This is a genomic window from Mesorhizobium sp. Z1-4 (assembly GCF_004000235.1).
Lineage (GTDB): Bacteria > Pseudomonadota > Alphaproteobacteria > Rhizobiales > Rhizobiaceae > RCIO01.
Genome location: NZ_RCIO01000002.1, coordinates 169447 through 183096, shown reverse-complemented (window position 1 = coordinate 183096; position 13650 = coordinate 169447). Strand labels below are relative to the sequence as shown.

Annotated in this window: 13 protein-coding genes and 1 tRNA gene; 6 read left to right on the top strand and 8 right to left on the bottom strand. The window is 63.0% G+C overall.

The genetic code is table 11. The annotated features are described in order from the left end of the window. Positions 1 to 4: 4 nt before the first annotated feature. The 4 genes from ykgO to EP165_RS07845 all read right to left on the bottom strand — a co-directional run bounded on the left by ykgO (position 5) and on the right by EP165_RS07845 (position 2114). A complete protein-coding gene (gene ykgO / locus EP165_RS07860; protein WP_127521213.1) occupies positions 5 to 130 on the bottom strand; it encodes a type B 50S ribosomal protein L36 in 126 nt (41 codons plus the stop codon). A 133-nt stretch (positions 131 to 263) separates the two neighbouring features. Then, entirely contained in the window at positions 264 to 1340 is a 1077-nt protein-coding gene (locus EP165_RS07855; RefSeq protein WP_127521211.1) for a 5-(carboxyamino)imidazole ribonucleotide synthase, read from the bottom strand. Then, positions 1337 to 1834, bottom strand: a complete 498-nt coding sequence (gene purE / locus EP165_RS07850) for a 5-(carboxyamino)imidazole ribonucleotide mutase (RefSeq protein WP_127521209.1) — start codon at positions 1832 to 1834, stop codon at positions 1337 to 1339. The genes EP165_RS07855 and purE overlap by 4 nt, the downstream gene beginning before the upstream one ends. Before the next feature lie 76 nt (positions 1835 to 1910). Beyond that, complete coding sequence (locus tag EP165_RS07845; protein ID WP_127521207.1) at positions 1911 to 2114, bottom strand: YdcH family protein; 204 nt, start codon at positions 2112 to 2114, stop codon at positions 1911 to 1913. A 234-nt stretch (positions 2115 to 2348) separates the two neighbouring features. Here EP165_RS07845 and EP165_RS07840 point away from each other — a divergent pair, with 234 nt between their 5' ends. Beyond that, entirely contained in the window at positions 2349 to 2528 is a 180-nt protein-coding gene (locus tag EP165_RS07840; protein ID WP_127521205.1) for a YdcH family protein, read from the top strand. Between the two features lie 101 nt (positions 2529 to 2629). On the opposite strand, the gene EP165_RS07835 is transcribed toward EP165_RS07840, so the two are convergent. Both EP165_RS07835 and EP165_RS07830 read right to left on the bottom strand, forming a co-directional pair. After that, positions 2630 to 3145: a disulfide bond formation protein B gene (locus EP165_RS07835; RefSeq protein ID WP_127521203.1), complete on the bottom strand. Its 516-nt coding sequence runs from the start codon at positions 3143 to 3145 to the stop codon at positions 2630 to 2632. 7 nt (positions 3146 to 3152) lie between these two features. Next, a complete protein-coding gene (locus EP165_RS07830; RefSeq protein ID WP_127521201.1) occupies positions 3153 to 3734 on the bottom strand; it encodes a YqaA family protein in 582 nt (193 codons plus the stop codon). Between the two features lie 199 nt (positions 3735 to 3933). Here EP165_RS07830 and EP165_RS07825 point away from each other — a divergent pair, with 199 nt between their 5' ends. The 4 genes from EP165_RS07825 (at position 3934) to EP165_RS07810 (ending at position 8778) form a co-directional block, all read left to right on the top strand. Continuing rightward, positions 3934 to 4725, top strand: coding sequence for an MBL fold metallo-hydrolase (locus EP165_RS07825; protein ID WP_127521199.1), 792 nt, complete (start codon positions 3934 to 3936; stop codon positions 4723 to 4725). 112 nt (positions 4726 to 4837) lie between these two features. Next, a complete protein-coding gene (locus tag EP165_RS07820) occupies positions 4838 to 6910 on the top strand; it encodes a putative bifunctional diguanylate cyclase/phosphodiesterase (protein ID WP_127521197.1) in 2073 nt (690 codons plus the stop codon). Positions 6911 to 6995: 85 nt separating this feature from the next. Continuing rightward, positions 6996 to 7080: transfer RNA gene (locus EP165_RS07815), tRNA-Leu, on the top strand. 51 nt (positions 7081 to 7131) lie between these two features. Continuing rightward, positions 7132 to 8778, top strand: a complete 1647-nt coding sequence (locus tag EP165_RS07810) for an AMP-binding protein (RefSeq protein WP_127521195.1) — start codon at positions 7132 to 7134, stop codon at positions 8776 to 8778. Here EP165_RS07810 and EP165_RS07805 read toward each other — a convergent pair. Together EP165_RS07805 and EP165_RS07800 are read right to left on the bottom strand one after the other, a co-directional pair. Next, a complete protein-coding gene (locus EP165_RS07805; protein WP_245440080.1) occupies positions 8771 to 10975 on the bottom strand; it encodes a phospholipase D-like domain-containing protein in 2205 nt (734 codons plus the stop codon). The two genes, EP165_RS07810 and EP165_RS07805, sit on opposite strands and share 8 nt — an antisense overlap. A 130-nt stretch (positions 10976 to 11105) precedes the next feature. After that, positions 11106 to 11987, bottom strand: coding sequence for a LysR family transcriptional regulator (locus tag EP165_RS07800; protein WP_127521191.1), 882 nt, complete (start codon positions 11985 to 11987; stop codon positions 11106 to 11108). Positions 11988 to 12147: 160 nt separating this feature from the next. On the opposite strand from EP165_RS07800, the gene EP165_RS07795 reads away from it, so the two are divergent. Then, positions 12148 to 13644: a CoA-acylating methylmalonate-semialdehyde dehydrogenase gene (locus tag EP165_RS07795; RefSeq protein WP_127521189.1), complete on the top strand. Its 1497-nt coding sequence runs from the start codon at positions 12148 to 12150 to the stop codon at positions 13642 to 13644. The last annotated feature ends 6 nt before the right edge of the window (positions 13645 to 13650 follow it).

Sequence of the window (13650 nt, the reverse complement as noted above, 5' to 3'; positions counted from 1 at the left end):
GCGATCAGCCCTGGCGTGCTTTGAAGCGCGGGGCGGTCTTATTGATGATGTAGATGCGCCCCTTGCGACGAACCATACGGTTTTCGCGGTGACGGCTCTTAAGCGCTTTGAGCGAGTTCTTGATCTTCATTGTCTTACTGTCCGTCGCTGCCGGCCAGTGGCCAGACATAAAAACGCGCCCCGAAGGCGCGCCAAGAAATGGATTGTGGGCTCTTAGACGACAGCCACGGTCGATGTCAACCGGAAGCAGGCCTCAACCGGCGTCAATCCTTCGGTTTGAGCCGTGTGAAATGCCCCATCTTGCGGCCGGGACGCGCCTCGGCCTTGCCATAGAGGTGCAGAACGAGGTTCGGCTCCTCCAGCAGGCGCGGCGCCGCAAGAGCCTCGTCGCCGATCAGGTTTTCCATCACGCAGTGGCTATGACGCGCGGTTGCGCCGAGCGGCAGACCGGCAATGGCGCGGATATGCTGTTCGAACTGCGGGACATGGCAGGCGGCTTCGGTCCAGTGGCCGGAATTGTGCACGCGCGGCGCGATTTCATTGACGATGAGCGCACCGTCGCCGAGCACAAAGAACTCCACCCCGATGACGCCGACATAATCGAGCGCATGCAGGACCGCCGAGGCCGCCTCGCGTGCCGCATTCGCTGTGGCCGGACCGATGCCTGCCGGCACAGTGGAGCTCCGCAGAATGCCTTCTCGGTGAGTGTTTTCGGCCGGATCATAGGCCAGGATCGCGCCGTCCTGCCCGCGCGCGGCGATCACCGAAATCTCTCGCTCGAAAGCGACGAAGCCCTCCAATATGAGCGGCACACCGCCCATATCGGCGAACACACCCTCCGTGTCGGCAGCTCCGGCATTGCGGAAGACCCTCTGGCCCTTGCCGTCGTAACCGAGACGGCGCGTCTTGAGCACGCCATTGCCGCAAAACGCCTCAAGCGCGGCGGCAAGCTCGCCATCGCTGTCCACGGCGCGATAGGGCGCGGTCGCCAGTCCGGCAGCGGTGAGAAAATCCTTTTCCGCAAGCCGGTCCTGTGCGGCATCGAGTGCGGCCGGCGGTGGGAACACCGGAACGGCATTTTCGAGCGAGCGCGCTGCTTCGACCGGCACATTCTCGAATTCGTAAGTGACGACGTCACAAGCGCGGGCCAGCTCTTCCAGCGCGGCTGCGTCGTCGTAAGCTGCTTCAATATGGCGGTTGCATGTTGCGGCGGCCGGACAATCGGCCTGCGGCTCGAGCACGATCGTCCGATAGCCCAGTCGCGCCGCTGCCATTGCCAGCATGCGGCCAAGCTGGCCGCCGCCGATGATACCGATGGTTGCGCCGGCGGGCAGCGTCATGCGTCGTCGGATGGTTCGAACGCCACGCTCTCCGTCTGCCTGGCACGCCAGTCCGCGAGGCGCACGGCGAGATCGGCATCGGACGTGGCGAGGATGGCGGCAGCGAGCAGCGCGGCGTTCACCGCACCGGCCTTGCCGATCGCCAGCGTACCGACAGGCACGCCGGCCGGCATCTGCACGATGGAATAGAGCGAATCGACGCCGGACAGCGCCCTCGATTCAACCGGCACGCCGAGCACAGGCAGCGTCGTCATCGAGGCGGCCATGCCCGGCAGGTGCGCCGCGCCTCCCGCTCCGGCGATGATCACTTTGTAGCCGGTCTCACGCGCGCTGCGGGCAAAGTCGTAGAGGCGCTGCGGTGTCCGGTGCGCCGACACGATCAGGTTCTCATGGCCGACGCCGAGACTGTCCAGCACCTCGGCTGCATGGCGCATCGTCGCCCAGTCGGATTGGCTGCCCATGATGATCGCCACTTCGGGCGGAGCATCGTTCATGGTTGTCAGGCTCCGTGAAACGTGCCGGCCGCTTAACCGAATTCGGCTGCGCTCACAAGCGCGCGATTTTGGCAGGTCAGGCGATGATGTCGGGAATGATTCGGTCTTCCAGCTTGGAAAGCTTGTCCTTGACGGCCAGCTTCTTCTTTTTCATGCGCTGGATTTGCAGGGGATCGCAGCCGGTTGCGATCATCGCATTGATGGCGCTGTCGAAGTCGGCGTGTTCCTGCTTGAGCCGCGCAAATTCGAGACGAATATCCGCCTGTTCCTGATCCGACATTCAGCAAATTGACCGTTGATGACCACAAGCGCGGCACGGAAAGCGGACCGGTGCCGCCCGCCGCGACCGGCGCCGAGCCCATATCACATTTCACAGCTTTACGAAATGCTACCATCCAGCGTTCGACAGCTACAAACTTTGGTGGCACACTGTCATACAGCCGTCACGGGGCCTTTTCCGGCGGAACAACCTCCGTGCCTGGCACCAACGAGGAAACAGGAAGGGAGAGCGAGCATGCCACTTGAATCCCACCTTGCGGAATTGAAACGCAAGCATGGCGAAATCGAACAGGAAATCGACGAAGCGATGACGCATCCGTCGGCCTCGGATTCCGAAATCGCCGAACTCAAGCGACGCAAGCTGGCCATCAAGGACGAAATCTTCAAAATGCGGGCCGCGCCAACCAGGCATTAGGCGATGCATCCTCCCGGCGGTGCCAAGCGAGGCGCCGCCGCCATCCCGCGACGACGGTGCGCTGATATGCCGAATTCAACGCCCGTCTGAGCGGTACGACCTTACCTTTTGCGGGCGAACGCGCCGTAAAATGCAATCAGCGCCAGCCCAACGGCTGCAACGAAATTCCATCCCGCGAACGACAATCCCAGAAAACGGCCAGCGGCCTCGTTGCACGAAGGCGGGATGACCGTGTTGATGGAATCGAGAATGCCGCCGGATCCGCCGGTCTCCGGCGCTGCGACCGCCCCGCAATCCGAAGGACCTTCCCACCAACCCCATTCGACGCCGGCATGAAATCCGCCGAGATACGCGCCATAGGCCATCAGCGCTCCGCCGGCCAGAAGCAGGCTGCGTGTCAGAACACCGGGCAACTTGAGCGCCGCCGACACCGCAGCCAGCGCCATCAGCGGCACGCCGAGATAATAGGGCGTGCGCTGCCCCAGGCACAGCTTGCAGGGAATGTAACCGCCGATGTGCTGGAACCCGAGCGCGGTTCCCACCGTAACCGCCATCCCGGCCGCCAGCAGGATCGCGGCTATGAGCTGTGTCCGGCCGGCAGGTTGGGTGAGCGTCATGGGAACCTCAGAAAACATAGCGAACGGCGACGAAACCGCCGATCAGCAGCACCATGAATAGGGTGAAAAGGAGGCCGAGCCGCGCCTCGATGAACTCGCGGATCGGCTCGCCGTAGCGGTAGAGCAGGCCGGCGACGAGAAAGAAGCGCAGTCCCCGCCCGATGATGGAGACAATGATGAAAACGAAGAGGTTGAGGCCGGTTGCGCCGGAAAAGATCGTCAGCACCTTGTAGGGGAACGGCGTAATCGCGGCGGCAAGCACGCCCCAGCCGCCCCAGCGATTGTACCACTCGGCAAGCTGCTCGAATGACTGTTCGGCATTGTAGAACGCCAGGATCGGCTTGCCGATTGTCTCGTACAGAAGTGCCCCGATCGCATAGCCAAGCAGAGCGCCGACGATCGACGCCACCGTGCAGATAAAAGCATAACGGATCCAGGCACTCCGCTTTGCGAGCACCATCGGGATAAGCAGCACGTCCGGCGGAATCGGGAAGAACGAACTCTCGGTGAAAGAAACGCCGGCAAGCGCGCCTTCGGCATAGCGCGTCCGCGCGAGTGACATCGTCCAGTCATAGAGGCGTCGAAGCATGGATTTGAACCCTGGTGCGGTTGGCCGTTCTGTACGGGCAACGCCTCTCGGTTGCAATGCGGCCTGGTGCGCGCGATCGCGTTCAAACGATTGTGAGCGCCCTGCCGCCACCGCCTGCCTTCTGCTTTCGGCCGGCTGACCTAGTTGAGAATGGTCGGGGGTGGCAACGCAATGATCGAGACATCGATTGGAGGGAGCAATGAACCTAACGCGACGCGACACGTTGAAATACGGTCTTGCAGGCGCAGCCGGCGTCGGCACAATGCTCGTGGTGCCCTTTGAGGCCCGCGCGGCAATGAACAAGGGCGACAGTTACATGGGCGAAAGCGGGGAGATAACCATTCACCCGATCTCGCATGCGTCTTTCGTGATGACAGCACCAGGCGTGGTCATCTACGCAGACCCGGTCGGCGAACCCGCACAATATGAGGGTTATCCGGCGCCGGACCTCATCCTGGTCACTCATGAGCATGGCGACCACTACAAGGCGGAAACGCTGGCCGCGCTCGCGGGCGACAATACCAGGCTCGTCACCAATCCTGCGGTTCACGCCATGCTGCCTGACGAGCTGAAGGCCAAAGCCATCGCAATCGGCAATGGCGACAGCCACACCGAAGGCAATGTCGGCGTCGAAGCGATCCCGGCCTACAACATGTCGGAGGGCCGAACCCAGTTTCATCCGCAGGGCCGCGACAACGGCTATGTGGTCACCGTCGACGGCAAGCGATTCTACATCTCCGGCGACACCGAAGACATCCCCGAAATGCGCGCCTTGTCGAACATCGACGTCGCTTTCGTATGCATGAACCTGCCCTTCACGATGGACGCCAGACAGGCGGCCTCGGCAGTCGCGGAATTTGCGCCCTCGGTGGTCTATCCTTACCACTATCGCGGCCGCGACAACGGCACCCAGGACCCGGCCGAATTTGCCCGTTTGCTCAATGAGGCAGGCGGCAAGGCTGAAGTGATGTTAGGCCCCTGGTACGGGTAACCGGTCGGGGCGCGGCACAGACCGCAATGTGTCGCGCCCCGACGCCTAAAGTTTCAACTAATTGTTGATTATTTGGCGGTTAGTTCATCGTCCCATAGGGGCGAACTACGTAATGAATCTGGCCGCAACGTTCACCTACTTGCTTATCGCGGCTCTCTGGCTTGCGGTACTCGTCACGCTTTGCGCGTCCTATCTGCGCAACCCAAGAGAATTCGGCGCGATGCGCCTGCTCCTGGCTGTGTTGCTGATAGATACAGTGCGCAACCTGCTGGAGAACATCTATTTCGGCGTCTACTGGAGCGGCCGCTACGGCATGCTTCCCGAATGGACGTCTGTACTGGGCAACCCCGTCTACGTCATGTCCATGAAGGGGCTCACGGTCGTCGCCGCCGCGGCTGTGCTGTTTTTGCTTGCCATCCGCTGGTTGCCCCAGGCGAGCCGTGAGTGGAGAGCCGCCGGAGAGGAACTTCGGCAAAAAGGCGAAGCGCTCAGCCAGGAAGCCGAAGAGAGGCGCAGGCTGTTCGAAAACTCTGTCGACATGATCATCATCGCCGATCATGACGGCATCTTCCGGCGCGTCAGCCCCAGCGTGGCACAGACACTGGGCTACGCCCCTTCCGATCTTGCCGGCTCCAGCGCCGCCGACCTGATTTGTGCCGAGGACATGCCGCAGGCGAAGGCCGCTCTGCGCCATCTGCGCGAAACCGGGCACATCCGCAATTTCGAATGCAATTGCCGTCACAAGGACGGCAGGCTGGTGCCGACCGACTGGTCCGGCGTCTGGTCGAATGACGAACAGCGCTTCTATTTCATCGGCCGCGACATGACCGAACAGGTTGCCGCTGAAAGCCGGCTGAAACATCTTGCGCTAAACGATCCCCTGACCGGTTTGGGAAATCGCCCGCGGCTGCACGAGGATCTGGGACGGCAGCTTGGCCGCGGCGGCAGCACGGCAATCGCGTTGCTCGACCTGGACGGGTTCAAGGATATCAACGACACGCTCGGCCATTCGGTTGGCGACACGCTCCTGCAGGCGGTCGCCATACGGATGTGCGAAGCGGCGGGCGGTGCAAGTTTCTACAGGCTGGGCGGCGACGAGTTTGTGCTGGTGCTGGCCGATTGCGGCGACCCCCTGGAAATCGGCGGTATTGTTGACCGGCTGCTGAACCGGCTTTCGGAGCACTTCAGCATTGACGGCCACAACTTGCTTGTTTCCGCCAGCGCAGGCATTGCGATCGCGCCAAACGACGGCACGAGCGTCGATGAGCTTGTGTCCAGCGCCGACCTCGCCCTCTACGAGGCAAAGGGCGACGGCGGCAGAACCAGCCGTCTCTTCATGCCGCAGTTGAGAGCTCGCGCGGAAGCCCGGCGCAACCTTCACGCCGAGCTGCGCCAGGCTGTTTCCCGAAACGAATTCGAGCTCTTCTTTCAGCCTCAGATCAGATCGACCGACGGCGCGGTCGTGGGCGCCGAGGCGTTGCTCAGATGGCGCCATCCGCAGCGCGGGCTGCTTGCGCCCGCTGCCTTCATAGAAGCGCTGGCCGAAAGCTCCGGTGCACCCGAGCTGGGTCGCTGGATCCTGACGACGGCGTGCAAGGAGGCCGCGAGCTGGCGTACCCGGGACGGTTGGGGGCCTACGGTCGCTGTAAACCTGTTTCCGGCACAGTTTCGCGCCAACTCTCTGCTCGGCGATGTTGATGACGCACTGCAACGCAGTGGCCTGCCTGCATCCGGTCTGGAGCTTGAGATCACCGAAAACATCGCGCTGGAACAGAACGACGCGGTTCTCGAGCCGCTGGTGCAACTGCGCGCCAGAGGCGTGGGAATTGCGTTCGACGATTTCGGCACGGGATACGCTTCCCTCAGCTGCCTGACGCGCTACCCGCTGACCCGCATCAAGATAGACCGCAGTTTCCTCGCCAACATGGTCGATACCCGCGATTCGGAGGGCACGGCGATTGTCCGGTCGATTATCGCGATGGCCGGAAATCTGGGTCTGGACGTTACCGCCGAAGGCGTGGAAACCGCCGCTCAGGCCACTTTCCTGCGGGACGAAGGGTGTCACGATCTGCAGGGTTATGCTTTCGCCAGACCGATGCCCGCAGAGAGCTTCCGCCGATTTCTGTTCCAATGGCGTGCAGCCAACGACCGGGCGTCATCTGAAGCAGCTCGTCGTACCGCGTGAGCGCAATTGACCTTCGCTACTTATTGACGCCGGGCGCCTTCTCCCTATAGTCCGCAGCCGTTCGGCGGGCTTCCTGCTTCGTCGTGCCCCTGTGGCGGAATTGGTAGACGCGCTCGACTCAAAATCGAGTTCCGCAAGGAGTGCTGGTTCGAGCCCGGCCAGGGGCACCATGCTACGCCCATGGGCACGCGTGGCGCACACACGAAGGACTGTTTCGACGCATGCTGGAGCGGCGTGACACCTATTCCGAGCTTTATCGCGATTTCCGCTGGCAGATACCCGACCGGTTCAACATCGGCGTCGCCGTTTCCGACCGGTGGGCTATGCAGGACCCGCAACGCGTCGCGATCATCGCCGGCCGTGCGGAAGGCCCGGCGGCTGAGCTGACGTTCGGCGAACTTGCGGCGCGCTCGAACGCGCTGGCAAATGCGCTCACGGGCTTCGGTATTCGCCCCGGCGATCGCGTGGCACTGCTGTTGCCTCAGGGCTTCGCGACAGCAATCTCTCATGTCGCGATCTACAAGGCTGGAGCCGTCGCCGTTCCGCTGGCCCTGCTTTTTGGTGCCGAAGCGCTCGAATACCGCCTGCACACCGCCGGCGTCAGCGCAGTTGTGACCAATGCCGACGGTGCGGCGCGCATTGCCGGCATCCGCGACCGCCTGCCACGACTCACGAGCGTGATCTCGGTCGACGGCGGCTCGCCGGGCGTCGAGGAATTCGACAAGCTCATTTCAGACCATGACAAGGTCTTTGCGGCGCGCGATACCGGCCCCGACGACCCGGCTCTCATGATCTTCACGTCCGGAACCACCGGACCGCCCAAGGGCGCGTTGCATGGCCATCGGGTGCTGCTCGGCCACCTGCCCGGCGTCCAGTACCATCACGAGTTCTTCCCGCAGCCCGGCGACCGCACCTGGACGCCCGCCGACTGGGCCTGGGCCGGCGGGTTGCTTAACATACTGCTGCCCAGCCTCTATTTCGGCGTCACCGTGGTGGCGAGCCCAGCCGAGAAGTTCGACCCGGAAGCGGCACTGGCGCTGGCGGAGCGCTTCAAGGTGCGCAATGCATTCATACCGCCGACAGCACTTCGCATGCTGAAATCCATCGGCAGGATTCGTGACCGCTACGACCTCTCATTCCGCACCGTGGCTTCGGGTGGCGAGTCGCTTGGACGTGAAACCTATGAGTGGGGCGAGGCCGAGCTCGGGCTCACCATCAACGAGTTTTACGGCCAGACCGAATGCAACATCGTGCTCTCGTCCTGCGCGGCACTCGGCGTGACTCGCGCAGGCGCAATCGGCCTGCCGGTGCCGGGCCATCGCGTCGCCGTCATCAACGAGGATGGCCAGCCCGTGAAGCAGGGCGAGACCGGGCAGATCGCGGTTGCGCGGCCTGACCCGGTGATGTTCCTCGAATACTGGCAGAACCCGGAAGCGACGGAAAAGAAATTCATCGGCGACTGGATGACTACCGGCGACCAGGGCATCGTCGACGAAGACGGCTACATTCATTTCTTCGGCCGCGACGACGACGTGATCACTTCGGCGGGATACCGCATCGGGCCGGGCGAAATCGAGGATTGCCTGACCGGTCATCCGGCGATCGCACTGGCTGCGGCGGTCGGGAAACCCGACGCGCTACGCACCGAAATCGTCAAAGCCTATGTGGTGCTGAAAAGCGGCCATGCACCGGGTGATGCACTGGCAGCGGAAATCCGCGACTGGGTGAAGACCAGGCTGTCCGCGCACGAATATCCGCGCGAGATCGAATTCGTGGAATCGATGCCGCTGACCACGACCGGAAAGGTCATCCGCCGCATCTTCCGTGACCGCGCGAAAGAAGAAGCCGCCGCCGAGACGGCTACATAGCTTCGCGGATCAGCTTCTTGCGGAAAAGCGCCCGGTAGAGGCTTGGAATCTCGACATCCGACGAGAGCCGCACCGACTTGGCGCGGTAGCCCTCGAACACAGCCTTAATACGGCGGTAAAGCCGCCGGTCGAGCGCGACCATTCCGTTCTCGGTGTCGTGAATGAATGAGCGGTGGTTGAGATTGACCGACGAGATCGACACGAATTCACGGTCGATCATCATCAGCTTGGCGTGCAGCAGTAGGTCGGGAACCCTGTATTCGTAAAGCGCGATGCGGTCGGCATATTTTTCCACGAACAGCTCGTTGAGCGCGGTCAGTACCGTGCCGCCGAGATCGCCCTTGAGATCGATGCGTCCTATGACCGTGATCCGAACCCCGCGCTCGAGCGCGCGGTCGATCGCAGCGGCAATCGCCGGTGTCGGGTTGAGGTAGGGATTGACGAACTCGATCGTCTTGCGCGCGGCGTCGATCAATTCGACATAGGAGCGCTCGAGCGCGCGCCCGTCCGCATACGGTACGGACAGGAAATGGCGTGCCCGTTGCCTTGTGCCGTCCGAGTAGCCTTCCACGGCAACGCTGTAGGGCCGCACCATCGTCGTTTCGGTGTCGCGGTGCCAAAGCGTGGAAAGCTGCGCCATCAGGCGGCGTACAGTGACTTCATCGCGATAGGCGACCTCGAAATCATTGTAGTTCGCGTAGTAATGCAGGCTGAGCGATGATTCCCCGCTGCTGTGCTGGTAGAGCCCCTCGAAACCCGTAAGGTCGACCGGCGCGTCGAACAGAAAACCGTCATGGATGTTGCGCCCGCCGATGATCGCGGCCGATCGCCCGGGCTCCGTCGACAGCGCGCCGAGCATCTTGACGTGATGCGTGCGCAAAAGACGGTAGATCTGCTGCTCCGCCGCTGACCCCGCAGGTGGTGTCCAGGCGAATTCCTGAAGCCGCACATTGGGGTAATCGGCGGCAAGCTTGTAGAGCAGCGCTTTGTCTTTCTCGCGCTGCAAAATATCGGTCACCATGACGCGGATTTTGGTGCCGCGCGCCGCGTGCCAGCGCAGCAGCCGCTCGATCACCCGGCCCGAGAAATCGGCCTTGATGTCGAGGTATGACACGTAGATCAGCGAAAGCTTCGGCGCGCGGGAAAAGTTGAGCGGCCATTCGGGATTGGCTTCCTCATAGGCGCGCGCAGGCAGCGGCCGGCCGAGCAGCGCCTTCACCTTGGCGTTGAATCCGGCTCGTTCATCGTCGAGCAGCTCCGGTCGCCCCGCCGGTATGGCACAAGTCTGCGAGAGCCAGCTGCTCTTGAAGAAGGCTTTCTGAAGTGCGCTCAGACGCTCTTCTTTGGGCTCGCCGCACACTTCGTAGCGGCTGTCGAAAGCGGCCAGGGTCGGGTCCGACGTTTCTTCACGCAGCAGGGTGAGCGGGGCGGCATAGGTGCCGGCTTGCGTCTCATAGGTAAAATCGCAGCGCGTCAGCGCGACATCGGGTTCCAGCACTGTGCCGCGCTCGGCACCGCCGACCGGGATGCGAATGCGCGAACCTGCCGCAAAATCGCGGGCGCGGCCGGCCGCGCGCAAGGCCATCGCGCCGTCGCAACTGCCCGTGATGCTGCCGGGCATATTGTCGACGGGCACCAGCTCGATCAGAACCCTTCTTGCCTGCAAACCGGAGAAGAAGAAGGTCTTTTGTCTTGTGAGGCTGCTGCCTTTGCCGAGGTAGATCACATTGCGCGATGTGCGCCACGGGTACGTGAAATAGCGGACTGCCGGGCGCTTGCCCGCGGCAATCGCAAGCGGCTCGAGCGGCGCGCCGACAGCGGACGCGATGTCGCGAACCGCACGGTAGTCGGTCTGGAAGCTGTGGCTGCCGACGTCGAGATAGGATCTGCCATGTGGGCCGATGCCATTGGCCTCGTTCATGTGCGACAGGCGGTTGGCCGCAAGAAGTGCAACGAAACGCCGCTCGTATTCGCTGTCGATGGCATCGCGTTGACGCGGTGAGCGTGACGGCACCGCAACCGTGGTCGCCTCCGCATATCCACTCGTGGACGGCGTCGGCGCAACGCAGTCGAAGCTGCCGGGCTCGTCTGCACAGGACACAAGCACGTCGAGGCGCGTGCCGCAGGCAGCGAGCACAAGAAGTGCACCCAGCAGCACGCCCAGTCGCGCTCCCGCGCCAGCCTTGCACGGCTGCACGGTACGCCCCGTTTCCGTACTATGCGTAACTGAACTCATCCCCAGCCGGCCGCATTGGTTTCCCGCGCTCGATCACAGCCGCGAAAACTACCCCATCGCAGGAGGCAGTGCCAAGCACCCGCCCGGCAGGTCAGAGAAACAGGCCTCTCTCGCGGTCCACAACCTCGGAGATAAAGCTCGACACAGCCTGGATACGGCGCATGGGCCGTACCGACTCGTGATAAACAAGCCAGTAGGCACGGCGAATGGGCGCAACCGCCTCTATAGGCACGAGTTCTGGCAGCGAGCGCGCGATAAACGTGTGCAGGATACCGATGCCTGCACCCGAGCGCACCGCCTCCACCTGCCCCAGTGCGGAGGAGATCGCGTAGTTCGTTTCCCAGCCGCGCCAGAACTCGGTGGCATAGTCGAGCGACGGGTTGATGATCAGGTCGGGCACATAGCCGATCAGCCTGTGACCGGCGAGCGCCTCGGCCGCCTCCGGCCGCCCGAACCGCTCCAGATAATCCTTGGAGGCATAAAGACCGAGCGAATAATCGACCAGCTTGCCCGCCACCAGCCGCCCCTCGGCCGGGCGTTCGACGGTGATCGCAATGTCGGCCTCGCGCCGCGACAGCGAAAACGAACGCGGAACCGGCACCAGCTGGATCGTGAGGTCGCGATGCCTCGCCGTCAGTTCGCCAAGCCTGGAGGCCAGAAACGCAACCCCGAACCCGTCGGGTGCGCCGATGCGGACCGGACCGGCGATCTCGTCGCCCTCGCTGGCGAGATCCGCACGCACGGCGATCATGTCGGTCTCCATGCGTTCCGCGACCGGCAGAAAGCGCTGGCCGGCTGGTGTCAGCTCGGTGCCCGTCGTCAGCCGCTGAAACAGCTTCGCGCCGAGCGCCTCCTCCAGCGCCGCCACCCGCCTGGACACCGTGGCATGGTTGAGGCCGAGCCTGCGTGCCGCGCCGAGGATCTGTCCGGCGCGGGCAACGGCAAGGAATACCCGCACATCGTCCCAGTTCATCGCTACCTCCCGATTGGACTTCAGATCCTTATCATTTGCACGAAATCATGCACATCTGCGATCGTACATTAAATTCTGCACATCTGCTGATTTTGGGCTCGCGTTGCATTCAGCAATGCGAAGGCGTTCAATGCTGCCAACGGAACAAGGGAGATAGGCCATGATCGAAGTCGGTCATTTCATCGGCGGCAAGCGCGTGCCCGGCAAAAGCGGCCGCACTGCCGATATCATGCAGCCCATGGACGGATCGGTGCGCGGCAAGGTCGCGCTGGCTTCGGCCGCCGAGCTGCGCGCCGCTGTCGAAAACGCCAAGGCCGCTCAGCCGGCCTGGGCCGCGACCAATCCGCAGCGCCGTGTCCGCGTGCTGATGAAATTTCTCGAGCTCGTGCACGCCGAATATGACGAACTGGCCGAAACGCTGGCGCGCGAGCACGGCAAAACGATTCCGGATGCCAAGGGCGACATCCAGCGCGGCCTCGAAGTTGTCGAGGTCTGCATCGGCGCGCCGCACATGATGAAGGGCGAATACACCGAAGGTGCCGGACCCGGCATCGACGTCTATTCCATGCGCCAGCCGCTCGGCGTCGTCGCCGGCATCACGCCGTTCAACTTCCCGGCCATGATCCCGCTGTGGAAGATCGCGCCGGCACTTGCAGCCGGCAACGCGATGGTGCTGAAGCCGTCCGAACGCGACCCTTCCGTGCCGATGCGCATCGCCGAGCTTTTTGTCGAGGCGGGCCTGCCGGCCGGCGTGCTCAATGTCGTCAACGGCGACAAGGAATCGGTGGACGCAATTCTCGACGATCCGGACATCAAGGCCGTCGGCTTCGTCGGCTCCACGCCGATCGCGCAGTACATCTATTCCCGCGCCACCGCCAACGGCAAACGCGCCCAGTGTTTCGGCGGCGCCAAGAACCACATGATCATCATGCCGGACGCCGACATGGACCAGACGGTCGATGCACTGATCGGGGCCGGCTACGGCTCCGCCGGCGAGCGCTGCATGGCGGTTTCGGTGGCGGTGCCGGTCGGCAAGGAAACCGCCGATCGCCTGGTCGAGAAGCTGATCCCGCGGGTGGAAAGCCTCAAGGTCGGGCCTTCTACCGATGCCGGTGCCGATTTCGGCCCGCTGGTCACCGCCCAGGCGCTTGAACGCGTGAAGGGTTATGTCGACCTCGGCGTCAAGGAAGGCGCCAAGCTCGTCGTCGACGGCCGCGACTTCTCCATGCAGGGTTATGAGAACGGCTACTACATGGGCGGCTGCCTGTTCGACGATGTGAAGCCGGACATGAAGATCTACAAGGAAGAGATCTTCGGCCCGGTTCTGTCGGTCGTGCGTGCAGCGAACTATGAGGAGGCGATCCGCCTTCCCAATGAACACGAATATGGCAACGGCGTTGCCATCTTCACCCGCGACGGCGATGCCGCCCGCGACTTCGCCGCGCGCGTCGAGGTCGGCATGGTCGGCGTGAACGTGCCGATCCCGGTGCCGATCGCTTATTATACCTTCGGCGGCTGGAAGGGTTCGCATTTCGGCGACCTCAACCAGCATGGCACAGACGCATTCCGCTTCTACACCAAGACGAAGACAATCACTTCGCGCTGGCCGTCAGGAATCAAAGATGGCGCCGAGTTCGTCATCCCGACGATGAACTAGCCCGAC